The organism is Desertivirga xinjiangensis (assembly GCF_024436435.1).
Lineage (GTDB): Bacteria > Bacteroidota > Bacteroidia > Sphingobacteriales > Sphingobacteriaceae > Desertivirga > Desertivirga xinjiangensis.
Map to the genome: position 1 here is coordinate 40043 of NZ_JAFMZP010000009.1, position 24578 is coordinate 64620.

At 42.1% G+C, this 24578-nt stretch carries 21 protein-coding genes; 8 read left to right on the plus strand and 13 right to left on the minus strand.

Annotated elements, in window-relative coordinates; translation table 11 throughout:
* Positions 1 to 121 precede the first annotated feature (121 nt).
* Positions 122 to 1390, minus strand: coding sequence for a serine--tRNA ligase (gene serS / locus J3P37_RS18595; RefSeq protein ID WP_256012865.1), 1269 nt, complete (start codon positions 1388 to 1390; stop codon positions 122 to 124).
* A 111-nt stretch (positions 1391 to 1501) separates the two neighbouring features.
* On the opposite strand from serS, the gene rsmI reads away from it, so the two are divergent.
* Entirely contained in the window at positions 1502 to 2176 is a 675-nt protein-coding gene (gene rsmI / locus J3P37_RS18600) for a 16S rRNA (cytidine(1402)-2'-O)-methyltransferase (RefSeq protein ID WP_256012866.1), read from the plus strand.
* 59 nt (positions 2177 to 2235) lie between these two features.
* Here the strand turns inward: rsmI and rpsJ are convergent, their stop codons facing one another.
* The 6 genes from rpsJ to pelA form a co-directional block, all read right to left on the minus strand.
* Positions 2236 to 2541: a 30S ribosomal protein S10 gene (rpsJ, locus tag J3P37_RS18605; protein WP_040627320.1), complete on the minus strand. Its 306-nt coding sequence runs from the start codon at positions 2539 to 2541 to the stop codon at positions 2236 to 2238.
* Positions 2542 to 2653: 112 nt separating this feature from the next.
* Positions 2654 to 4762, minus strand: a complete 2109-nt coding sequence (gene fusA / locus J3P37_RS18610; protein WP_256012867.1) for an elongation factor G — start codon at positions 4760 to 4762, stop codon at positions 2654 to 2656.
* 96 nt (positions 4763 to 4858) lie between these two features.
* Positions 4859 to 5326 (minus strand): 30S ribosomal protein S7, encoded by a 468-nt coding sequence (gene rpsG / locus J3P37_RS18615; protein WP_256012868.1) that lies wholly within the window; start codon positions 5324 to 5326, stop codon positions 4859 to 4861.
* A 13-nt stretch (positions 5327 to 5339) separates the two neighbouring features.
* A complete protein-coding gene (rpsL, locus tag J3P37_RS18620; protein WP_079717716.1) occupies positions 5340 to 5753 on the minus strand; it encodes a 30S ribosomal protein S12 in 414 nt (137 codons plus the stop codon).
* Between the two features lie 159 nt (positions 5754 to 5912).
* A complete protein-coding gene (locus J3P37_RS18625) occupies positions 5913 to 6380 on the minus strand; it encodes a hypothetical protein (RefSeq protein ID WP_256012869.1) in 468 nt (155 codons plus the stop codon).
* A 34-nt stretch (positions 6381 to 6414) separates the two neighbouring features.
* Positions 6415 to 7461 (minus strand): pectate lyase, encoded by a 1047-nt coding sequence (gene pelA, locus J3P37_RS18630; RefSeq protein WP_256012870.1) that lies wholly within the window; start codon positions 7459 to 7461, stop codon positions 6415 to 6417.
* A 155-nt stretch (positions 7462 to 7616) separates the two neighbouring features.
* Here pelA and J3P37_RS18635 point away from each other — a divergent pair, with 155 nt between their 5' ends.
* Positions 7617 to 9770: an HRDC domain-containing protein gene (locus J3P37_RS18635; RefSeq protein ID WP_256012871.1), complete on the plus strand. Its 2154-nt coding sequence runs from the start codon at positions 7617 to 7619 to the stop codon at positions 9768 to 9770.
* A 110-nt stretch (positions 9771 to 9880) separates the two neighbouring features.
* Positions 9881 to 10279 carry a DoxX family protein gene (locus J3P37_RS18640; protein ID WP_256012872.1) on the plus strand — a complete coding sequence of 133 codons (399 nt, stop codon included), beginning with the start codon at positions 9881 to 9883 and terminating at the stop codon, positions 10277 to 10279.
* 77 nt (positions 10280 to 10356) lie between these two features.
* On the opposite strand, the gene J3P37_RS18645 is transcribed toward J3P37_RS18640, so the two are convergent.
* A complete protein-coding gene (locus tag J3P37_RS18645) occupies positions 10357 to 11319 on the minus strand; it encodes an isopenicillin N synthase family dioxygenase (protein ID WP_256012873.1) in 963 nt (320 codons plus the stop codon).
* Between the two features lie 258 nt (positions 11320 to 11577).
* Here J3P37_RS18645 and J3P37_RS18650 point away from each other — a divergent pair, with 258 nt between their 5' ends.
* The 3 genes from J3P37_RS18650 to J3P37_RS18660 are packed head-to-tail and all read left to right on the plus strand — an operon-like array spanning position 11578 to position 15754.
* Positions 11578 to 13689, plus strand: coding sequence for a ferredoxin-like domain-containing protein (locus tag J3P37_RS18650; protein ID WP_256012874.1), 2112 nt, complete (start codon positions 11578 to 11580; stop codon positions 13687 to 13689).
* A gap of 8 nt (positions 13690 to 13697) precedes the next feature.
* Positions 13698 to 15218 carry a TSUP family transporter gene (locus tag J3P37_RS18655; RefSeq protein ID WP_256012875.1) on the plus strand — a complete coding sequence of 507 codons (1521 nt, stop codon included), beginning with the start codon at positions 13698 to 13700 and terminating at the stop codon, positions 15216 to 15218.
* Between the two features lie 44 nt (positions 15219 to 15262).
* Positions 15263 to 15754: an RrF2 family transcriptional regulator gene (locus tag J3P37_RS18660; protein ID WP_256012876.1), complete on the plus strand. Its 492-nt coding sequence runs from the start codon at positions 15263 to 15265 to the stop codon at positions 15752 to 15754.
* A 42-nt stretch (positions 15755 to 15796) separates the two neighbouring features.
* Here the strand turns inward: J3P37_RS18660 and mgrA are convergent, their stop codons facing one another.
* From mgrA to J3P37_RS18675, 3 genes are read right to left on the minus strand one after another with little or no spacing between them, the layout of a single operon-like run.
* Positions 15797 to 16795 carry an L-glyceraldehyde 3-phosphate reductase gene (gene mgrA, locus J3P37_RS18665; RefSeq protein WP_256012877.1) on the minus strand — a complete coding sequence of 333 codons (999 nt, stop codon included), beginning with the start codon at positions 16793 to 16795 and terminating at the stop codon, positions 15797 to 15799.
* 9 nt (positions 16796 to 16804) lie between these two features.
* A complete protein-coding gene (lnt, locus tag J3P37_RS18670; protein WP_256012878.1) occupies positions 16805 to 18439 on the minus strand; it encodes an apolipoprotein N-acyltransferase in 1635 nt (544 codons plus the stop codon).
* 60 nt (positions 18440 to 18499) lie between these two features.
* Positions 18500 to 19117, minus strand: coding sequence for a hypothetical protein (locus J3P37_RS18675; protein WP_256012879.1), 618 nt, complete (start codon positions 19115 to 19117; stop codon positions 18500 to 18502).
* Positions 19118 to 19226: 109 nt separating this feature from the next.
* On the opposite strand from J3P37_RS18675, the gene J3P37_RS18680 reads away from it, so the two are divergent.
* Positions 19227 to 20318: an alkaline phosphatase family protein gene (locus tag J3P37_RS18680; RefSeq protein WP_256012880.1), complete on the plus strand. Its 1092-nt coding sequence runs from the start codon at positions 19227 to 19229 to the stop codon at positions 20316 to 20318.
* Positions 20319 to 20393: 75 nt separating this feature from the next.
* Complete coding sequence (locus tag J3P37_RS18685; protein ID WP_256012881.1) at positions 20394 to 21650, plus strand: prephenate dehydrogenase; 1257 nt, start codon at positions 20394 to 20396, stop codon at positions 21648 to 21650.
* Positions 21651 to 21951: 301 nt separating this feature from the next.
* Here the strand turns inward: J3P37_RS18685 and pckA are convergent, their stop codons facing one another.
* Together pckA and J3P37_RS18695 are read right to left on the minus strand one after the other, a co-directional pair.
* Complete coding sequence (pckA, locus tag J3P37_RS18690) at positions 21952 to 23550, minus strand: phosphoenolpyruvate carboxykinase (ATP) (RefSeq protein WP_256012882.1); 1599 nt, start codon at positions 23548 to 23550, stop codon at positions 21952 to 21954.
* Between the two features lie 101 nt (positions 23551 to 23651).
* The gene (locus tag J3P37_RS18695; protein WP_256012883.1) at positions 23652 to 24557 is read right to left on the minus strand and encodes a hypothetical protein; all 906 of its coding nucleotides are present in this window, start codon (positions 24555 to 24557) and stop codon (positions 23652 to 23654) included.
* Between the last annotated feature and the right edge of the window lie 21 nt (positions 24558 to 24578).

Below are 24578 nucleotides of genomic sequence, written 5' to 3' on the forward strand. Positions count from 1 at the left end.
TGCTCTGTTTCAGTTTGTAAATATAATATTAAATTGAAAATAGCAAGAATTTTTTTTTAAGCGCTCTAGTTTAATCACATTGTGCGCGCTGTGGTTAAACTAGAGCGCTTTACCTGGGGATTTAATCAATCCACTCAAACTTAGTGTAAGGCACTAAAGCAGATGGAATTTTGATTCCCTTTTCAGTTTGGTTATTCTCTAACAGAGTCGCCACAATCCTTGGCAACGCCAGGGCACTTCCATTCAAGGTGTGAGGCAGCTGAGGTTTACCCTCTTTGCCCTTAAAACGTAATTTTAATCTGTTGCTTTGGAATGTTTCGAAATTTGAAACAGAAGAGACTTCGAGCCATCTCTCCTGAGCGGCACACCACACTTCCATGTCGTAGGTCAGGGAAGAAGTGAAGCTCATATCACCTCCACACAGACGAAGTACCCGGTAAGGTAGTTCAAGTTTCTGTAGTAGTGATTGCACATAAGCGCTCATCTCTTCCAGAACCGCATAAGAGCTGTCCGGATGTGCAATCTGTACTATCTCTACTTTATCGAACTGATGCAGCCGGTTTAAACCCCGCACATGTGCTCCATATGAACCTGCTTCCCGTCGAAAGCAAGGGGTATAAGCGCAATTCTTTATGGGCAATTCATCTTCCTTCACAATCACATCCCTGTAGAGGTTTGTAACCGGTACTTCTGCGGTTGGTATAAGATAGAGGTTGTCTATTCCAACATGGTACATCTGTCCCTCTTTGTCGGGTAGTTGTCCTGTTCCAAATCCCGAAGCTTCGTTTACTACAACAGGAGGCTGCATTTCCCGGTATCCGGCAGCTTCGGCGTGATCCAGAAAGAAATTGATCAGAGCCCGTTGCAGTTTAGCTCCTTTTCCCTTATAGACAGGAAAACCGGCGCCAGCTATTTTATTTCCGAGTTCAAAATCAATGATGTCATATTTCGCAGCGAGCTCCCAATGAGGTAGCTTTTGCGTTAGCGACGGCTTTTCCCCGTGTTCAAAAATTGTTTCATTTTCCTCAGGAGTTTTTCCTTCCGGAACAGACGAATGCGGCAGGTTAGGAAGCTGGATAGTTTTATTTAACTGCTCTTCTTCTAAGGCGGTAAGTTTGTCGCTTAAAGTCTTTACCTGCTCTTTTAGCACAGGCGTTTTGGCCTTGAGAACTTCAGCTTCGGCTTTTTTACCTTGCCTCATCAAGTCGCCGATTTGTTTCGCTATGCTGTTCGCCTCAGCAGAGACAGAGTCAAGTTGCGACTGAGTTTGGCGTCGTTCCTCATCCAGCGAAATAATTTCCTCAACTAGTTCCGGCTGTTTGAAATTTTTAACGGCTAAACGTTCTAAAACCTTCTCTTTGTTTTCTCTGATATAACTAACTTGCAGCATCTTTTTGAAAAATTTTGACAAAGATAATATGAGTTATGAGTTATGAACGATAAGCAGGGAGTTTTTTAACACTCAGCTGGAATAACTTGTGATTTTTTCGATATCGTATATATGAGCGGAAAACTATTTCTTGTACCTACACCAATTGGCAATCTGGAAGACATTACTTTTCGGGCTGTACGAATTTTGAAAGAAGCCGATGTTATTCTGGCGGAAGATACCCGTACAAGTGCTCCCTTATTAAAGCATTTTGGTATTGATAAGAAGGTGTTTGCACACCATCAGCATAACGAACATAAAGCAAGCAGCGAAATTGTTCGTTTTTTGAAGGAAGGGAAAAAGATAGCGTTAATATCTGATGCAGGAACACCTGCAATATCAGATCCAGGTTTTTTCCTGGTTAGAGAGGCACTCAAAAACGGACTGGAAATTGAATGTCTGCCTGGAGCCACAGCATTTGTTCCTGCCCTGGTTAATTCCGGCTTGCCGTCCGACAGGTTTACTTTCGAGGGATTCCTGCCTGTGAAGAAAGGGCGACAAACACGCTTGAGGGAGCTATCTGAAGAGGAGAGGACGATGATATTTTACGAGTCTCCGCACCGCTTGTTAAAAACATTAGAAGAATTCATCAATGTTTTTGGGGAAGACAGACATATATCTGTTTCCAGAGAGCTAACTAAAGTTTTTGAAGAAACGGTGAGAGGAACAATAACAGACGTCAAGCAACATTTTGAAACCAATGTACTTAAGGGCGAATTTGTGATTTGTTTAGCTGGCAAAAGTTAACATTAAAAAAGCCTGTTCAGATGTCTGAACAGGCTTTTGTCTCTTAAAATCGCAGATACTTAAACTTTGATCTCAACTTCAACACCACTTGGCAATTCAAGCTTCATAAGCGCATCTACAGTTTTTGAGTTAGAGCTGTAGATATCCAATAATCTCTTGTAAGAGCATAGTTGGAACTGCTCACGCGCTTTTTTGTTTACGTGCGGTGAACGTAATACTGTAAAGATTTTTTTCTCAGTAGGAAGTGGAATAGGTCCGCTAACAACTGCACCTGTAGGTTTTACAGTTTTTACGATCTTCTCAGCTGATTTGTCAACCAGGTTGTAATCGTAAGATTTTAATTTGATTCTGATTCTTTGGCTCATTTTAATTTAAATTAAACCCTGCTTAAGAGCTATTAATTAAGCAGGGCGTTTATTTTAACTAAGAGATTAATAAGCTGTGTGCTTAAAACTCACAACTTATACTCCGAACTTATTAAGCGTTAACTTTACCCTTTGATTTTGCAATCACTTCGTCCTGAACGTTTTTAGGTGCCGGCTCATAGTGATCAAACTCCATTGTAGAAGTTGCACGACCTGAAGTGATAGTACGTAACTGAGTTACATAACCAAACATTTCAGAAAGTGGAACAAGGGCTTTGATAACCTGTGATCCCGCACGTGTATCCATACCTTGAAGCTGTCCACGACGACGGTTTAAGTCACCCATTACATCCCCCATGTTTTCTTCAGGTGTAAGAACTTCAATTTTCATGATTGGCTCCATCAACACTGGTTTAGCTTTCGGTAAAGCCTCACGGAAAGCAGAACGGGCGGCAATTTCGAATGACAAAGCATCTGAATCGACTGCGTGGAAAGATCCGTCAATTAAGCGAACTTTCATGTCAGGAAGAGGGAAGCCTGCTAGTACACCATTGCTCATAGCAGCTGCAAAGCCTTTTTCAACTGAAGGGATAAATTCACGAGGAATAGCACCACCAACGATCTCATTCACAAACTGCAATCCTCCTTTTTCAAAGTCAGGATCGATAGGAGAAATAATAACCTGTATATCCGCGAATTTACCACGACCACCAGTTTGTTTTTTGTAAGTTTCACGGTGCTGAACTGTACCGGTGATAGCCTCTTTATAAGCAACCTGTGGTGCTCCCTGATTAACTTCCACCTTAAACTCACGTTTTAGACGGTCAATTAGGATATCTAAGTGAAGCTCACCCATTCCGGAAATTACAGTCTGGCCAGTTTCCTCATCAGTTTGTACACGGAAAGTTGGATCTTCTTCAGCAAGCTTACCTAAAGCCATACCTAATTTATCTACGTCAGCCTGAGTTTTAGGCTCGATAGCTAAACCAATTACAGGCTCAGGGAAGTTCATTGATTCAAGAACAATAGGGTTCTTCTCGTCACAAAGAGTATCTCCGGTTTTGATATCCTTAAATCCAACTACCGCGGCAATATCACCTGCTCCTACGTTAGGAATAGGGTTCTGCTTATTAGCGTGCATCTGGAAGATACGGGAAATACGCTCTTTATTTTCTGAACGGGTGTTATATACATACGATCCTGCTTCAAGATTTCCTGAATAAACACGGATGAAGCATAAACGACCAACGAACGGATCGGTTGCAATCTTAAATGCCAATGCTGCAAAAGGCTCCTTAACATCTGGTTTTAACAAAACTTCTGCACCTGTATCCGGGTTAGTACCATGTACTCCTTCTGAATCAAGAGGGGATGGCAATAACTCCATTACATAGTCAAGCATAGTTTGTACACCTTTGTTTTTGAAAGATGAACCGCAAACCATAGGAACGATCTTAGCATCTAAAACAGCCTGACGTAAAGCGTCTAGAACTTCACGCTCGGTGATAGTATCCGGAGCTTCGAAGAATTTCTCCATTAAGCTCTCATCATATTCTGCTACAGATTCCAATAATTTCTCTCTCCACTCAGCAACCTCATCAAGCATATCTTCAGGGATTGGCACTTCAGTAAAGGTCATACCTTTATCATGCTCGTTCCATACAATACCGCGGTTGTTAATTAAATCAACCACACCTTTGAACGAATCTTCTGAACCGATTGGTAATTGCAAAGGCACTGCATTGCTTCCAAGCATGTCTTTAACCTGCTTAACAACTTTTAAGAAGTCAGCACCTGAACGGTCCATTTTATTAACGAAACCTATACGGGCAACGTTGTAGTTATTTGCTAAGCGCCAGTTTGTTTCAGATTGAGGCTCAACACCGTCAACTGCAGAAAATAAGAATACTAAACCATCCAATACACGTAATGACCGGTTTACCTCAACCGTAAAATCCACGTGTCCAGGAGTATCAATAATGTTGATGTGGTAAGTGTTGTTTCTGTATTTCCAGTTTACAGTTGTAGCAGCGGAAGTGATGGTAATACCACGCTCCTGCTCCTGTGCCATCCAGTCCATGGTAGCCGCACCTTCGTGCACCTCGCCAATTTTATGGCTGACACCAGCGTAATAAAGAATACGCTCTGTTGTGGTGGTTTTACCGGCATCGATGTGAGCTGCGATACCGATATTTCTTGTGAATTTTAAATCTCTTGCCATTATATTATGATTACACTGATTATAAATGATTTCACCGATAAGAACGATAATACCGTATAGACGATATTGTCGCTCCAATCGGTGTAACCGGTGTTTTTAGAATCTGAAGTGTGAAAACGCTTTGTTAGCTTCAGCCATTTTGTGAGTATCTTCTTTCTTCTTTACTGCGGCACCTTCACCTTTAGAAGCAGAGATTATTTCAGCGGCTAATTTTTCCATCATTGTTTTCTCTCCGCGACGACGTGCGTAAAGAATCAACCACTTCATTCCCAAAGCGATTTTACGCTCAGGACGAACTTCAGTTGGAACCTGGAAGTTAGCACCACCCACACGACGAGATTTAACCTCTACCGCAGGCATAACGTTATTTAGTGCTTTTTTCCATGCTTCTAGTCCGCTTTCACTGGTTTTTTTCTCAACCAATTCTACGGCATCATAGAATATTGAATAAGCAATTGATTTTTTCCCGTCGTACATCATGTTATTTACGAAACGGGTTACCATTACCTCATTGAATTTTGGATCAGGCAGAAGGATTCTTTTCTTTGGTTTTGACTTTCTCATTTCTTAATCCTCCTTATTTCTTTTTACCTTTTGCAGGAGCTGCAGCTGCTTGTCCTGGTTTAGGGCGTTTTGTACCATATTTTGAACGACGTTGATTTCTTCCGGCAACACCAGAAGTATCTAAAGCACCACGGATGATGTGATAACGTACACCCGGTAAATCTTTAACACGACCGCCACGGATCAATACGATAGAGTGCTCCTGTAAGTTGTGTCCTTCTCCCGGAATGTAAGCGTTCACCTCTTTACCGTTCGTTAAACGAACACGGGCAACTTTACGCATTGCTGAGTTTGGTTTTTTAGGGGTAGTGGTGTATACACGGGTACACACGCCTCTTCGCTGTGGACAGCTGTCCAACGCTGGGGATTTACTCTTGTCCTCCAGAGCTACTCTACCTTTCCTAACTAATTGTTGAATAGTAGGCATTTACTGTTTTTAAGTTAAAAATTTGCTTTTAATATTCTATTCCCAAAATGGGAACGCAAAAGTATGAATTTAAATTTGTTTATCAAGGGCTTGATTAAAGTATTTCTTAAAGCCTAGGGCCTGAGCTTCAAGGCCTAACGTTTGCTCGAAATTAATCTGTTAAATCTGGTATTTAGGGCCATTCTCACCTTTGTCTGATTCACTTAGGCTAAGACCGAAGTAGTTGAAGTAGCTGCCTCTTTCAGTTTTTGGCGTTGCTCTTTCGATAACATTAATGCGTTTTACTGAAGCGGGGACTTTTTCAAAATAAACCTTAAAGGTAAATTTAGGGGCACCAGCAGCCAGTTCTTTTTTTTCAGGCATCAGTGGAATTCCTTCGCATTTAATGAATTTGTACATTTCATGGCCGTCGTAATCCTGCAAGTATATCCCTTTATTCAGCGTAATCCAGCCTGCTTCCTCTGTTTGCGCATGCTCAAATGTTAAAATGGTATACTTAGCATTACGCTCCACCTTGATGATCTGCGTAGTCGGGTCCTCGCTGCTCTGAACACGCGGATTTTCTATTGTTTGTGCAAAAGTTGAACAAGAAAAAATGATAAATACTAAGGCAAAAAGTGATTTCATTGAAAGTTATGTTTCAGATTACTTTAAGAGAACTTTATAGTCCGTTGTTTTTTTTCCATTTAGCAAAGTCGTGATCTTTAAGTTTCTGAGGCCAGGTACCATACCAGGCATAACCTACACGACGTTCGTTGTCTATTTCTGATAATCTTTTTCTAATCACGGCATCTCTGCCAATGAATATTGGTTCAAAAGTCTGTATATCATAGAACCTTGCCCAGATGGTTGAAGTCTCATCGCTTACGAGTATGCGGTCTTTCCCTGTCGGCTGATCTGCACTCGTTATGTTCTTTGTTGCAAAACCTGCGATCTTCACCTTTTCGAACCAATCCATGGCCGAAAAAATCGCTGTTTTAATTTCTGCAGAAGGGTTGGGTAAACGCATAAGAAACCTTACAATTCCAACAGATTCTGAACTGCTCAATGAGGCTGGCTCAAACGCCCTCGCTTTTGCTGGCATCAAGCTTTTTTCATCGTATTGTGCCGCCCATGCAGTTAATCCGCCATTAACCTTTACCTGCGTATTCAAGATACATTGAGTTGCTTTGTCAATCGCCCGTATAGATTTGCTGGTGTAACTAGCATCCAAAACATCAAAGTCGTTTGTTTTTTCGACAATATCTTGCAAGATGTTGAGCACATTAACCATGGCATCGTCGTTGTAAGTCACTTGCCCGCGATATAGATTTTTTGCAGGGTAATATTGAGGCCAGCCTCCGTTGTCATATTGGGCTACAAGAAGGTAGTCGAGCCCTTTTTGGACCGCTTGCAAGTACTTAACATTGGAGGTTTGCTTATATGCTTTAGCCAGATACCTGATTTCACGGCTTGTAGCCTTATTATCAATGGTGGCGTCTTCGGCGTCTATATCGCGCTTTATGAAACGGATCTGGTCGTCGCTCAGGTCCTGCTCATAAACAATCTTTTTGCCTGCAAAGGCTTTTGGCCAGCCGCCATACGATCGCTGATAAACAAGCATTTTTTCAGCAATCTGATCTGTTTTCACCTGAGCAAAAGAGTCTCTTGCTCCTATGAAATAGATCAGGAGAAACAGTAGTAATGATTTTAGTTTAAAACTCGCCATAAATTTGTCTGCGTATAACCAACGCCTTTAATCTTAAATAATTATATGTGTAGATTAGAAAACTCATTGATATCATCATATGATATTTGAAAGATTCCGCTTAATAATGCAAAACTCGATGATGTTGAGCACAATCTTACCTGTACGTTCATAATATGCAAAAGAATGATCAGCTGGTACTGGCTTACAACTTTGTACAATTTACAGACAAAAATATCTTTTTGACCGGTAAGGCGGGCACTGGCAAGACGACTTTTTTGCATAACCTAAAAAAGGACTCTTTGAAAAGGATGGTAATTGTCGCTCCCACCGGGGTTGCAGCTATTAATGCAGGTGGTGTAACCATCCACTCTTTTTTTCAGTTGCCGTTTGGTCCTTTTATCGCGCAGGAGCTGGATGGCAGTAAAAGGGAAGGGAATAATGCTCAGCGGAACAGGAAATTTAATCGTGATAAAATAAATGTAATTCAAAGTCTTGATTTATTGGTGATTGACGAGATCAGTATGGTGAGGGCAGATCTTTTGGACGGAATTGATGAGGTGCTGAGGCGATACAAGAACCACAGCAAGCCCTTTGGAGGAGTGCAGCTTTTAATGATCGGCGACTTACACCAACTATCGCCAGTGATCAAGGAGGATGATTGGAAGCTGTTAAAGGACTATTATCCAAATCTTTATTTCTTTAGCAGCAAGGCATTGCAAAAGGCGCAGCCGGTATGCATCGAATTAAAACACATTTATCGCCAGTCTGATACGCATTTTATTGATCTTTTGAACCGGGTTCGTCAAAATCAGATAGACGCCCAGGTCTTACAGCATCTCAATCAGCGGTATATTCCTGATTTTAATCCTTCTGATGAAGAAGGCTATATAACATTAACCAGTCATAACAATACTGCCCAGCAGATCAATGAAATAAGATTGTCGGGGATTAAAGCTTCCACACAGCGATTCACGGCGGTAATTCATAAGGAGTTTCCTGAATATAATTATCCCACTGTAGTGAATCTTGACCTAAAGGTTGGCGCGCAGGTAATGTTCGTTAAAAACGATCCATCCCGCGAAAAGCAGTTTTATAACGGCAAAATCGGGAAGGTCACCAAAATAGAGAACGACATAATTTTCGTGAAATGCCCTGGCGAATTCTGGGAAATAGAAGTGACACCAGCGGAATGGGAAAATATTAAGTACGAACTGAATGCTGAAACGAAAGAAGTCGAAGAAAAAGTTGCAGGTACTTTCATTCAGTACCCGCTCAAACTTGCATGGGCAATAACCATACATAAGAGTCAGGGCCTCACCTTCGAGAAGGCTATAATTGACGCGAGCTCCTCTTTTGCTCATGGGCAAGTTTATGTGGCACTGAGCCGTTGCAAAAGCTTTGAAGGAATGGTGTTACGTTCTCCCCTGGCCTTAAACAGCATAAAAACAGACGGAACCGTTTTCGCATTCTCGCAAAAGGCGGATGAAAATGCACCCGGGGAAAAGCAGCTTCTCCAATCAAAATTTGAATTTCAGCGTTCCCTGCTTTTTGAACTCTTCGATTTCACGTTAATTAAAAGCCGCTTTTTCTATTGCAACAGATTAGTTGAAGAAAACGACCATATTCTCGCTGCTTCCGTAAAGAACGAGCTGACAGGGATAAAAGAAACTGCAGAAAAGAATGTTTATACTGTTGCAGATACCTTTAACAGGGAACTGCACCGGCTGTTGGGATCATCCGAAATGCCGGAAGAGAACCACGAATTGCAGGATAGGCTTAAGAAAGCCTCAGTTTATTTCGCAGATAAAGTTGAAGCTATATATAGTACATCTGTGAAGATTGTTGTGGAGACCGACAATAAAACGGTGAGGAAAAGTATTACAGATGCCCTGGACAATTTAAAGAAAGAGACGTTTATAAAGCTCTCAGGACTGAAACTTTGTGCCAGTGGATTTAAGACGATGTCTTATCTGAAAAACAAGGCTAATGCGGAACTAGATTATAGTAATGTCTTGGTCAAAGAAGAGATGGCGCCTAAACCTAAAACTCCTCGCGGAGTAGCCCACCATGAGTTGTACGTAAGTCTCAAACACTGGCGGGATGACCTTGCCATACAAAACAACGTTCCTGTCTACCTCGTATTGCCTTCCAAAGTACTCACTCAACTGGTGCAGGAATTACCATCCAACAATGCCGGTCTGGAGAAAATTAAAGGTATTGGAAAGCAAAAAGTAAGGCAATTTGGAAAAGAAATTTTGGAAATTATAGCTGACTATTGTGAGAAGAACAGTATTAAACAGGAAGCAGTCCAGTTGACAGTGAAATAATTAAGCGATTAAGGCAGCTCAGGCTTCCTCAAACATAATTGATAAAAAACCGTTCAAGTTGCTATATTTACAAAGCTCTCTTTAATTATATATTTAAAAGTTTAAGAAAAATGAAGTCAAAGTTTTTATCTGGTTCGGCTATTTCCTATGATCTTGGATTATTAATTATAAGATTGTTTACCGGAGGTTTAATGTTAACACATGGGTTTCCGAAACTCCAAAAACTGGTAGCAGGAAACTTACAGTTCGGGGATCCATTGGGCGTTGGACAGGAAATATCTTTGGTACTGGCAGTTTTTGCAGAGTTTGTTTGTTCAATTTTGGTGATATTAGGATTGTTTACCCGTGTGGCTGTTATCCCTCTTATAATTACAATGGCTGTGGCTTTCTTCATTGTTCACAGTGCCGATCCTTTACAAGTAAAAGAGCTATCGCTTGTTTATCTAGCTGTTTTTGCGGGCTTATTCTTTACCGGATCCGGGAAATATTCGATCGATAGAAAGCGTTAATTCAATCGAGTCAATTATAAATATTCTGTCTGAACGCATTCAAACAGAATATTTTGCTACAGTTAAACGGTAGCATTCTACATTTTCAAACCAATTTCTCTTAACCTTTCGTCCAGGTATTCGCCGGCTGTACAATCACTGTAAGCCTTCGGATGTTGCTCATCAATGCAAATATCCAGGCAGGTAAGATCCATATCAGCTTTGGGATGCAGAAAAAAAGGAACCGAAAAACGCGACGATTTCATATGCTCTCTCGGTGGGTTAACTACTCGATGCGTTGTCGACTTCAGTTTGTTATTAGTAAGACGTTGCAGCATATCACCAACATTCACAACAATATCTTCTGCATTGGCTTTAACAGGGTACCAGTCGCCGTTGCGTGTCAGAACTTCCAGTCCGTCAGCGCTGGCACCAATCAATAAGGTTATGAGGTTAATATCTTCATGTGCCCCGGCTCTTACTGCATCCGGAGGCAGAGCGTCGGGATTTTCAATAGGAAAATAATGTATCGCCCTCAAAATAGAGTTGCCATCCTGTATCTTTTCTGAAAAATAGTTTTCGTCGAGTCCCAGGTAAACTGCAATTGCTTGCAGTAAGAACTTTCCGGCATATTCCAGGCGCTCATACACTTCTTTAGTAACCTCATTGAATCTTGGTAATTCTTCTACTAGAATATTGTCAGGGTACTCCTTTTTAGGAACATCGGCATCCTTTATTGTTTGCCCTCTTTGCCAAAACTCTTTCAAGTCAGGTGTTTTCGAGTCTTTTGCTTTTTCCTTTCCCTTGCTTGTATATCCCCGCTGTCCCGCCAGTTCGGGCTTCTCATATTTTACCTTAACTTCATCAGGTAGGCTGAAAAATTTCTTCACTTCGGCATAAAGCTCATTCATCAGTGCCGTGGTCATACCATGATTAGCAATGGTGACAAAGCCGGTCTCAGTAAATGCTTTACCAATATCTTCAGAGAATTTTTTTTTCTGCTCTCCAGTTCCATTAAGGTAATCGTTTAAATCTAAACGTGGTATGTTTATTTGTGTCATGTCAGTCTGCTTGATCTAATATAAACCCTATTGTGAAAACCTCGTAATAAGATTTAAGTTTTTCAGGTATTGTATAACCACCCATTATGCAGCAGCACATCAGTCTGATCGCGTCTGCCTGTTATAATCTTTTATGAATACCATTTCCGTTTTTTGAGTGTCATAATAAGACCTCGAAGCGGGTGTATTTAAACTTAAATTTCAGCAAAAATTTTATTATCCTTATTTTCGCAACTCAAACCATTAATTCTATAGGTAATGCAAGGTTTTAGGACTGAACTGGAAAATCCGATTGTACAAAAGGATATCATTGAGCTTGAGAAGAAGATCAGACTATTCAGAGAGGGGAAAATACACGAAGAGAAATTCAGAAGCCTGAGATTGGCTCGCGGTGTTTATGGGCAGCGTCAGCAAGGCGTTCAGATGGTACGCATCAAGCTTCCTTACGGAAGGCTGACTATTCAGCAGCTCCTTAGGATCTCAGATGTGTCAGATAATTATGCAACAGGTAATCTTCATATAACTACCAGGCAGGATATTCAAATCCACTTTGTCAGCCTGGACAGGACGCCTGAGCTGTGGGCGGAACTCGAAAAAGATTCCATTACCCTTCGCGAAGCGTGTGGCAATACCGTAAGGAATGTTACAGGTTCTCCTTTAGCAGGTGTTGATCCTGAAGAACCGTTTGACATCACTCCCTATGCACACGCATTTTTTGAGTACCTGTTAAGAAATCCTATTTGCCAGGATATGGGTCGCAAATTCAAAATCGCGTTTTCATCGTCTGAAAAAGATACCGCATTTGCATTCATGCACGACCTCGGTTTTATTCCTAAGGTAAGATTTGAGAACGGACAGGAAGTCAGAGGATTTAAGATCGTATTAGGCGGCGGCCTGGGTTCTCAGCCTCATATTGCTGAAGAGGTTACAGACTTTATGCATGAGGATTTAATTATTCCTTTTGCCGAATCTGTTATCAGAATTTTTGACCGTTATGGCGAACGCGCAAAAAGACATAAGGCAAGGTTGAAATATCTTATCCAGGATATCGGGAAAGATGCATTTCTCGAACTTGCCGAAAAAGAACGTTTGGCCCTTAAGGTGAAAACTTATAAAATTAACCGTGACGTTGCATCGCCGGTATTTTCAGAAGGAGAGGTGGCTCCTGTAGAAATAATTAACCCCCTCAAATATGAGCAATGGTTAAAGTCAAATATTTATCCTCAAAAACAGGAAGGGTATGTGGCTGTAGGTATACGGGTGCAAAATGGTGATATTAAGACTCCGGTAGCCCGGAAATTTGCAGCCCTTGTAGCTGAAGTTGCTGCTGATGATATACGTCTTACGAACTCGCAGGGTATTATGCTTCGGTATGTTAAGGAGGAGAATCTTCCTTACCTATTCGAAAGACTAAACGAACTTGGTTTGGCTAACCCCGGCTTTGAAAGCGTAATTGATATTACTTCTTGCCCTGGTACCGATACCTGTAACCTTGGTATATCAAATAGCACAGGTATAACCCGCGAACTGGAAAGGGTACTTCTTGAAGAATACCCTGATTTAATCTATAACAAAGACATCACGATCAAGATCAGTGGCTGTATCAATGCCTGTGGCCAGCATGCAATGTGTGCCATCGGTTTTCATGGATCCAGTATGAAGATCGGCAAGATGGTAGCTCCAGCCCTTCAGGTGCTCCTTGGAGGCGGCCCAACTGGTGACGGAACAGGAGTAGCCTCAGAAAAGATTATCAAAGTTCCCAGCAAACGTGGTCCCCAGGTTCTTCGTACATTACTTGAAGACTACTTTAAGAACTCGACAGAAGGAGAGCTTTATAACCAATATTACAACCGTCAGGGAAAGATCTATTTTTACGACCTTTTAAACCCAATTGCGAGTCAGGAAAATATTACGCCTGACGATTTTATCGATTGGGAACAAACGGAAGCCTATAAGCCTGAGATTGGAGTAGGGGAATGTGCCAGTGTACTAATCGACCTTGTAGCTACCCTATTGTACGAGGCGGAAGAAAGACTTGATTGGAGTTCACAAGCATTTGAAAAAGGCGATTATGCTGATTCTATTTATCATGCTTACACCGGTTTCATCAATTCGGCTAAAGCCTTACTTGTGTCTGAGAGTGTAAAAACGAACACCCAATCGGGCATTGTGAAAGATTTTGACGAGAAGTTTGTTGCTTCAGGAAAAGTTGAACTACCTTCCACTTTCAATGATCTGGTATACCAGCTTAATCAGAACGAGCCTTCAAGAGAGTTTGCTGAATATTATTTGAATCAGTCGAAGTTATTCAATAAGCAGCTTGCAGAGTACCGCAATGCTAATTTGGTCAATACCGAGATAAATCTTTAGGACCTACCATGTCTGCAACAATTGTCGTAGAAGAAACGTTACCGATCCGGAAAGAGCATAATACACTCTTTCCGGTTTTTTTGAAGCTTGAAAAGTTAAGCATACTGCTTGTAGGTGGCGGAAATGTTGCCCTAGAAAAACTTCGTGCTATATTCAGCAATAGCCCTGAAGCTAAGGTCAGGCTAATTGCACGCGAGATAATGCCTTCTGTTAAGGTGTTTTTAAGCGAACATCATGTACCGTTTGAAGAACGTCAATTCATTGAAAGTGATCTTGAAGGTGTCGACCTGGCAATCATTGCCATCAATGAAAAAGCGATCAGTGCCGAGATACAAGTGCAATGTAAAGCAAAAGGTGTGTTATGTAACGTAGCCGATACCCCGGATTATTGCGACTTTTACCTGAGCTCTGTGGTGCAGAAAGGTAATCTTAAAATTGCTATTTCCACAAATGGGAAATCGCCAACCATCGCTAAACGCGTTAAAGATGTATTGAACGAGGCTTTCCCTTACGAGATTAACGATGTTTTAGATAACATGGAAAAAATTCGTAGCTCATTAGCCGGTGATTTTTCTGACAAAGTAAAGCAGTTAAACGATATAACTAGTGTACTAGCAATAGACACAGAACCCGAAACGCCCAAACGTAAGAAAACAGTGCAGGTGGTGCTGTATATTGGTGCTGCCCTTTGCCTTATGGTTCTTGGCCATTTATTGTTTTCTTACATCACTTACGATCATGTGAGTACTGCTACAACCTGGGTGAGTAACCAATTCACCTCAGACCTGCTGATCTACATGCTCGGCGGATTTATTGCTCAAATGATCGATGGTGCCCTGGGTATGGCTTACGGAGTAAGTGCTACAACCTTCCTGTTGTCGTTCGGAATAACTCCTGCTGCTGCCAGTGCCAGTGTTCATACCTCTGAAATCTTCACATCCGGAGTATCGGGTCTAATGCACCTGCGTTTCGGTAACGTTAATAATAAGCTTTTCAAAAACCTTTTGATTCCGGGCGTTATTGGCGCTATTATGGGAGCATATATATTGTCTTCCTTAGAGGAATATAGCTACATTCTTAGGCCAATTGTAAGTTCGTATACCCTTGTACTGGGAGTGATCATTATCCGCAAAGCGCTACTTCCCAAGATCAAAAAGAAAAAAACAAAGAATATAGGTATACTAGCTATTTTCGGCGGCTTTATGGATTCAATCGGAGGTGGCGGATGGGGGCCTATCGTTACTTCCACACTGCTGGCAGGTGGACGAAATGCACGTTATACTATTGGTTCCGTAAACCTTACAGAATTTTTTGTCGCTTTTTCAAGCTCTGTAACTTTCATCCTTTTCCTTGGGATGAATCATTTCCAGATCATTCTCGGATTAATCCTTGGAGGCTCATTAGCAGCGCCAATAGCAGCGCGCCTGTCGAGTAAGCTTCCGGTTAAAACAATAATGCTGGTAGTTGGAATAGTGGTGATCCTGGTCTCACTAAGGACGATATTAATGTTAGTGTGGGATTCTATCTGATTAAATAATACTATCTTTGCTAGTAATCCTATATACAAATAGCAGTGTTAACCAAAAAAACTAAATATGCAGTAAAGGCTCTGATGGCTTTAGGTCGAAATAAAGACAATAAGCCGATGCTTATTTCCGAAATAGCTCAGAAGGAACAACTGCCAAAGAAATTTCTTGAGGCCATATTGCTCGAGTTAAAGAGGAGTGGTTTTTTAGGCAGTAAAAAGGGTGCTGGTGGTGGTTATTACATGATGAAGAAAGCCGAAGACATTAAGCTGGCGGCAATCATCAGAGTTATAGATGGTCCTATAGCCTTGCTTCCATGCGTTAGTCTTAATTTTTATGAGCGATGTGACGAATGCACCAGCGAACTTTATTGCGGTATTCGCGACGTCATGAAAGATGTGCGCGATGCTACCTTGAAGATCCTTACCGAGGCAAGTATTGCAGATATGATTCTACGTGAGGATACCATGCAGCAAAAGCTTGAGTCCGAAAAAGCTGAAAGCCTCTCTGAAGAGGATTTTAAAGGCGATTTTCACTAGAACATTTTAATAAAGAGAAGGCCATATTTAATGGCTTTCTCTTCATATATCCATATTTAATATCTCGTCTATCAACTTTAGCTCTTCTTCGCTGAAACTGGTATTTTCCAGCGCTTTCAAGGCATCTGTTATCTGATCAGGCTTGCTTGCCCCAATTAATACTGACGTAATCCGACTATCCTTTAATAGCCAGGAAAGAGCCATTTGAGCAAGCTTTTGTTCCCTTTTTTTCGCTAGTTCGTCAAGTTTTTTAACTGTTTCAATCTTTTCAGTCGTGATGTGACTCTCCTGGAGAAATATACCGCTGGTAGCAACTCTCGAGTCAGCCGGAATGCCATGCAAGTATTTATCGGTTAGCAGTCCTTGCGCCAAAGGCGAAAAGGGTATACACCCAACTCCTTCCCGCTCAAGCAGGTCTAACAGACCTCCTTCCACCCACCGTTCAAACATAGAATACTTGGGTTGATGGATCAGGCAGGGGGTACCCAGCCGTTTCAGAATGCTAATAGCTCTTTCCGCCTCTTCAGGACGGTAATTGGATATACCGGCATAAAGTGCCTTACCCTGGCGGACGATCAGATCCAGGGTAGCCATCGTTTCTTCCAATGGAGTCTCGGGGTCAGGCCTGTGATGATAGAAGATATCAACATAGGCCAGGCCCATCCGTTTTAAACTTTGATCAATGCTGGAAACAAGATATTTCTTCGAGCCCCAATCTCCGTAAGGTCCATCCCACATGGTATATCCGGCCTTTGAGGAGATCACCATTTCATCGCGGTAGTCTTTGAAATCAAGCTTTAGTATCTTTCCGAAATTTTCTTCTGCTGAACCGGGAGGAGGTCCGTAGTTATTGGCCAGATCAAAATGAGTTATTCCATGGTCAAAGGCAGTTCTGATCAGGTTTCGACTATTCTCCAGATTGTTTACATATCCGAAGTTGTGCCAAAGTCCAAGAGATATTGCAGATAGCTTTAGACCCGAGTTTCCGCACCGGCGGTACTCCATGGACTGGTAACGTTCTTTAGGGGGAAGATAAGTCATTTTATAAGTTTATATCTGTGCACTGCGTTTCCTGGTGCGAAAGCTTACTAAGATAAATATCAGGAAGCATACGGCCAATATAGAGGCAAAAACGGCAATATAGTCACCATGTTTCACATAAAAAGTCAGTTCATCGTTCAGGTTGATATCTGCTTTTAGCGCCGTTGCTTCCCACCACTTGCTTTGCACTACAACATCGCCCCTTTGATTTATAAATCCTGAAATTCCGGTATTTGCCGAACGCGCAACCCACCGGCGGGTCTCAATTGCACGCAACTTAGCATAAGCAAGATGCTGGTCTTTCCCTGAAGTATCTCCCCACCAGGCATCATTGGTAATAATAGCGATAAATTGCGCACCTTTTTTTACACAGTCACCAACGTATTCTCCCCAGATTGATTCGTAGCAAATCACAGGGGCTGCACCGATTCCAGTTTGTGAATAGAAAACCGACGGCTCGTCCTGGAATCCATAACCACCAGTTGAACCGCCAAAGGCAGCAAATACAGGTTTCAAAAACGAAAGTGCTGAGGAAAAAGGAGTTTGTTCCACACCGGGAACCAACTTCGATTTATGATAGAACTGTACTCTCGCAGTATTTTCTATTTGTATAGCGGCGTTAAAAGCATCATAAAAGATACCGTTCTGTTCATTATACCTCGCTGTTGGAGTTTTTGCTGTGTCGTATAACAGATAGCTTTCAATACCCGACAACACGTTACCGTTTTTATATTTCTGCAAAAAAGATTTGATGGAGACATAGTTGGAATCAAATCTTATTCTTTCTTCATCTGCGCTTTCTGAAATCGCTGTTTCCGGCCAGATAAAATATTCGGTATTCGGCTGCCCCAATGAGTCGGACAAATAAATAAGCCGTTTTACCTGTTCATTTGCGGGCAAGGAATTAAACTTCTCATAAGGATCAATGTTCGGCTGTACTACAACTACATTGGAAGGATTTTCAGCTTCTTTATACCTGGTATACATGGTATACGATATAAGGATCGGAAGCATTACCCAACCGAAAAGCACTTGCAGATACCGCTTCTGCGCCTTCATAGCTGCATCTGAGCTTTCAGCCCTGGACAAGGTTAATTCGAATGCCAGCAGATTCGCAACCCAAATCCAGAGTGTTCCGCCATAAACACCGGTATATTCATACCATTGAACCAACTGATGTGATCCGGCGAAACCATTTCCCAGTGTCATCCAGGGAAAGGCAAGTTCCCAGCTCTGGTGGAGGTATTCATAGCCGATCCAGAATACAACGAGGCCGGCATAACTCCAGGTCTTAGTGGTGATTTTCCGTAACTGGTAATATAGCCAGAAAGCTATCGCCATCAGCAAGGCAGCAAGCCCGAAAGGAATAAGCGATATAAGTATAGCCACTCCCGCCGGCATCACGGCGTTCAATGAATTAAATACCCAATAGATACAACTGGTATTCCACACGAAGAACACCAGAAAGGCTAGCCAGAATACCTTTTTCCCCTTTTTAGGAGTATCAGATTCGATGATGCTTTCGGTGCTCAATAGCAATGGAACAAATGCCATCAGCAGCAGCGGAGCGGTAAATGACATTGGTGGCCATGCCAGCCATAACAAAAAAGAACTGGCTAATGCTCTAAAATAGATTTTTTGCACTTTAAATTGTGATATAAGATCTGCTTTTCTAGAGGTTAAAGTTAAACATAAAATTCACTTCTACCTGTTTTTATCCAGCAGTTCCTCGATGCGGTTTCTCTCTGTCTGAAGTTCACGGGCAAGCTTTTTCTCCTTTTCATTTGCCTTAACTTTAAACGACTGGTATTCGGCAGAAACTTCATCAAATAATTGCCTGCGGTATTTTGCCTCGCGGATACTTTTTCCGGCGGTGAAGATAACAATTGCCAGAGCAGCAGCCAATAGTATCACTGCTCCCCACATTATTGTATTGTAAGCTGATTTATCCATCGCCATTCCCAGAAAACTGATTTCGTTTACTGAAGCCTGGGATTGTTCGAGGTTCTTCTCATTTGCGTCAGCTTCTGCTCTCAGATCACTGATTGTTTTTTCCTGGCTGCTTATACGAGCCTGAAGAGGAGCATACCTGGCGCGCTCGGCCTTTAAGCTATCTTGTACATTTTTCCAAAGATTAGCCAAACGGGCCTGATTAACTACCTTATACCCCTGTTGTGACCATGACTTTTTAAGCAGTTCGGTGTACTGGCCATTCAGACTGCGATCGATAACTTTTGTAGTATCCTGTGCGACACATATATTGACGAATAAGAAATATACTGCAATTGTATAACAGATTAGTTTGCGGATGTTGATATTCATAGCGGTTTTATGATGTATTCACGGTCAAAATAAGATTTATAACTAATAATAAAAAGTTAAAGCCAGTTTTCAATACTAATTGTTATAACTGTGAAACACCGTTTGTATTATGCCGCTTAAAATTTTATTAAGCCTCTTAATTTTAGGACTAGCCGGATTTTCCACGGCTACGGCCCAGTTGAAGACCGAAAATGTTGTTTTGGTTACCCTTGATGGGATGCGCTGGAAAGAAGTTTTTCAAGGTGCCGACCCGGATATCATTCGAAATAAAAAATATGTAAATGATATTGAATCTCTTGAGCATGCTTATTGGGATAATGACCCCTTTCTCAGACGAATGAAGCTGTTACCATTTATTTGGAGTACGATAGCCACACATGGCCAGATCTATGGAAATAGAACCTTGGGCAATAAAGTAAATGTTATAAACCGGTACCGGGTATCTTATCCCGGGTATAATGAGCTCTTAACCGGGGCCCCCGATAAAAGGATTAAGAATAACGCAAAAAGAAATAATCCAAATGAAACCATCCTGGAGTTTGTAAATCAGCAGACCAATTTCAAAAATAAGGTGGCCGCCTTTGCTTCATGGGATGTGTTTCACTATATCATCAATGAAAAGCGTTCGGGGATTCATATAAATGCTGGAAATGATACCGCAAGGGCCACCCGCCTTTCTGCGCGCGAAAAATATCTCAATCACCTTCAGCAAAATACACCCAGCCCCTGGGGTAGTACCCGTTTTGATGAGTTCACTCATCAATACGCTAAGGAATACATCAGGAAGAATGGTCCAAAATTGCTGTTGATCGCTTACGGAGAAACCGATGAGTTTGCCCATCATGGTCATTACGATTCGTATTTACATTCTGCCAAAAAAACGGACGCCTATATTAAGGATCTATGGGAGTGGATACAATCAGATCCGCGTTATCAGGACAAAACCACCTTAATCATAACTACTGACCATGGTCGCGGCGCAGGCCGGAACTCCTGGAAAGGCCATGGACCCGGGAGAGCCGGCTCTAATTATACATGGTTTATGATCATGGGGCCTGACACCTCCCCACTTGGAGAAGTGCAGGAAAAAAAACATTATTATAGTAGTCAGTTAGCCAAAACGATTGCAGCATTTCTACAACTGGATTATCCCGACGATGAAACCCAGGGTTCCATTATAGCTACAGCCTTTATTAAATAAGTAAACATAATTCCTGCTGATTCAATTCGTGCCGGTGCATTTAAAGCCTGCGAAAAATTATATAAGTTTACGGCAATGAAAATTGGAATTATAGGACTCGGCGATATGGGCTCAATTTACGCCCGTAAATGGTCCAGCAAAGGGTATTCTGTGATTGGATGCGATTTGCCGGAACGTTTTGACCTTTTAAGAAATGCATTTCAGGGAACTTCTGTTACTATTCTGGAAAATGCTAAATCTGTTGCCCGTCAGGCCGATTTTTTATTATATGCCGTTGAAGCTGCAAAGATCAGCGAGGTGGTAGCTGCTACGGCCGATTCTGTGAAATATGGCGCCATAATATCTGGTCAAACTTCGGTGAAGACCCCGGAAATAGAAGCATTTGAAACCTTTCTGCCGGCAGATGTACACATTTTTACCTGCCATTCTCTGCACGGACCGGCCTTCGGTACCGAAGGTCAGAAGCTCGTGATTGTTCCGCACCGAATTGATCAGGCTCATTATGAAAAGACCCTGAAGTTGTACCAGGATCTCGAGTCTGAGATAATTGAAGTGGATAGCTATCAGCAGCACGATCAGATTATGGCCGATACCCAGGCTGTGACGCATATGGGATTTGAAAGTATGGGCACAGCATGGAAGAACGCCGGATTTTATCCATGGGACCATGGCGCTTATTCAACCGGTATCGATAATGTGAAGATTCTGACCACCTTGCGGATATTCAGTTATAAGGCGCACGTTTATGCGGGCCTCGCTATCCTTAATCCCTTTGCGCGTAAGCAGGTTCGTCAATATGCAAAGTCTGAATCCGAGTTGTTTAAGATGATGATCTGTGAGCAGGAAGATCTTTTCAGAAAGCGGATACATGCTGCAAAAGAGTTTGTTTTCCACGGGGAACGTGAGTTCATCACCCTTGATAAAGAGGTGATGGGTGACTTTAAAATGGCCACAGAGACTGATCCCGATCGCCCGAATTCTCACCTCAGCCTTCTTGCCATGGTGGATGCGTGGTTTCAGATGAAGGTTAATCCTTATGAAAACATGATCTGCCAAACACCTCCTTTTCGCCTTCGGTTGGGTATCGCAGAATACCTTTATAAAAATGAGGACTTACTGGAACAAACTATACAAACCGCGTTATATGACAAAAGCATAAGGGCCGATGATCTGGAATTCCATTCGGCCGTGAGGGAGTGGGCCTCTATTATCGAGTATGGCGATATGGACGGCTACTTAGCCCACTTTAACCAGGTAAAAGACTTTTTTGCCGACCGCCTGCAGGAAGGCGCCCGCCAGAGTTCACGGTTAATCGAAAAGCTAACGAAGTAGGATGAGACACCCTGTTAAAGAATCTGTAAACTAAGCCCAGTCCAGCCGCACCTCAAGCCCACTTTAACCGCACCTTGACCGCTCGTTTTGGATTAAACTGCGTTTTAACTGCGCTTTGCTTGCCTCTAATTTAGGCCTAATTGCGGGCCGCTTCGGCTAGGCTTTATTATCTCTGATGGTGCTTTCAAGCACGCGTCACGCATCCGCCTGCAGTCAATTCTGCTGGCGCACGTGCGACGCGTGTGCATAAACATTCATCCAATAGCCAATCCTTATTACGGCTGATAGTGTAAAGCTAGCCCTATACCACGGGTCCATCCTTACTCAGATCATCATAACCTACACTTTGATATTTGACAAAGTTTGCGATGAATTTAGCCGCCAGGCTTTGGGCTTTTTCTGTATAAGCCACCTTATCCTTCCAGGTATTGATAGGGTTCAACAAGATTGCAGGCACTTCAGGACAAGCTTCCGGAATCTCCGTCTTGAAGATGGGATGTGGATAAAAGTTAATATTGTCAAGCTTGTTTTCCAGCACTGCTTTTATCATAGACCGGGTATAAGTTAGCTTTATCCTTTCTCCTGTACCATAGGCTCCACCAGTCCAGCCAGTGTTGATCAACCAAACCTTCACCTTATTTTTCTCTATTTTTTCACCAAGCATTTCAGCATAGGTTACAGGGTGGAGCGGTAAAAAAGGCGCACCAAAGCAAGTGCTGAAGGTAGATACAGGTTCTGTTATGCCTGCTTCTGTTCCGGCGATCTTAGCCGTATATCCGCTGAGGAAATGATACATTGCCTGCCTGGCTGATAATCTTGAAATTGGCGGAAGTACTCCATATGCATCGCAGGTAAGGAAGAAAATGTTTTTTGGGTTATTACCAATGGATGGTTCTATTGCATTAGAAATATAATCCAGGGGATAACTTACCCGGGTGTTTTCTGTGATTTCTTTGCTTGCGAAGTTAATTTCATCACTGTCTTTTACAAAGACGGTATTTTCAACGAGAGCTCCACTTCTGATAGCATTAAAGATCTGCGGTTCCTTTTCTTTGCTTAGGTCAATGCATTTGGCATAACATCCGCCTTCAAAATTGAAAATATTCTCGTCGCTCCAGCCATGTTCATCATCGCCAATTAATTTACGATCGGGATCCGCACTTAAAGTAGTCTTTCCGGTTCCACTTAGACCAAAGAAAAGTGCGGTAGTTCCGTCTTCTCCCATATTGGCGCTGCAATGCATACTCAGGATCTTTTTCTCGAAAGGCAGAGTAAAGTTGAGAACAGTAAACATGCCTTTCTTCATTTCACCCGTATATGCTGTACCGCCAATCAAGATGATCTTTTTAGAAAAGTTAATGATGGAGAAGTTTTCAGACCGGGTGTCATCCGTTTCCGGATCTGCTTTAAAGGACGGCGCCTGTATTATTGTCCATTCGGGTTTGAAGTCGGTCAACTCCTCTTCTTTTGGTCGTATGAACATATTGAAGCAGAATAAGTTGGCCCAGGGAGTGTCGTTTATTACTCTTACATTAACTTTGTTCTTTTGCCCGGCACATACCGATGCATCCCTCACCCAGATCTGTTTGTCTTTGAGATGTTTAGTGATCTTTGTATAAAGCGAGTCAAAATACTTCGCTTCGATAGGGATATTAAAATCATTCCAGTGAACAGATGCATTTGTAAGCATATCATTCACTATAAATTTATCCTTAGGAGAGCGCCCGGTAAATCTTCCGGTGTTGACCACAAGGGCGCCGGTATCATTGAGTTGAGCCTGGTTTAATTCAAGGCTTTGCTGAATAAGGCTTTCCGGGCTTAACTGATAATGGATTTCGCTTTCAGATTCGATATTCAGATAACTAAGATCCGGGATATTGCAGATGATAGAATTAGTCATGATTTTGGGCTTTATAGGCAATAGTCTTCCAATGACAATTTTGCCTTAGTTTTTTAATAAATAATGGGGAAAACCGGATCACGGAGATCCAGTGCTTTATTTTACTGGGAAATCTTTATTGTTGTATTCTCTTTAAAATACTTCATAATTACATCAGCGAAGGCTGCGGCAAATACAGGTCTTCCGGCAGGATCGCGCACGCCCTTGTAATTGCTTTCAATTTGCCATCCAAAAACATCAGGGTACTGCTCAGAAGTATATCTTCGGGTGTTATAGCCACCGTTAAAGTACTTCTCTCCATCTTCAAGTTCAGGTGTTTGTTTGCTTGGAATGGCAGGGGTGCCTTCTTTGCTGATCAAAGTGCCGAATGCATTTTTGCCGATCATTAGGTCTTTAAAATCAGTCTTCGGATTTAGCCTTAGAAGGTTGTTTACAGATGATCTCTTAGCCAGCTCTGACAGGTCTTTGTCGCTACTCAAATCAGGCAGTTCATTTCCATTTATGCCGTATCCAAGCTCCAGTCTTTGATTGGGATGTCCATGACCGTGCAGATCAATATACATAGCACTACCATACTTTTTTACTGACTGTGCGAGAGCGGTGTCGATATAGTCGTGGAATTGCTTCCAGGGCTTTTCCATCAGCATGTTGCCGCAGGTCGCTGTTTCCATCTCGCGGTTCTGATCAATATTTTTCCTGGATAAGTGGCAAATTACAATGTATGGACTTAAGCCGTATTTGGATTTGAATGCTTTTTGTATTTCACGTGCAAGTTCGATAGTGCGTGTGTCTGTTACCGTAACAGCGCCTTTGCAGCTTCTTAAAGGAACGTCTGGCAGAAGATTGGTGCCTCCATGCGGCACGCTAAGAACAAGTGGGATATCACCAGCGATGAACTCGGTCCATTTTTCTTCGTCGAAGTAAGACTTGCCTGTTTCAAAGGTCTGGGAGAAGCTTTTGGTGACAAAAAAGACTAATAATAGAATTGAGAGTTTTAGATTCTTCATGTTTTTTAACATTAAGAGATA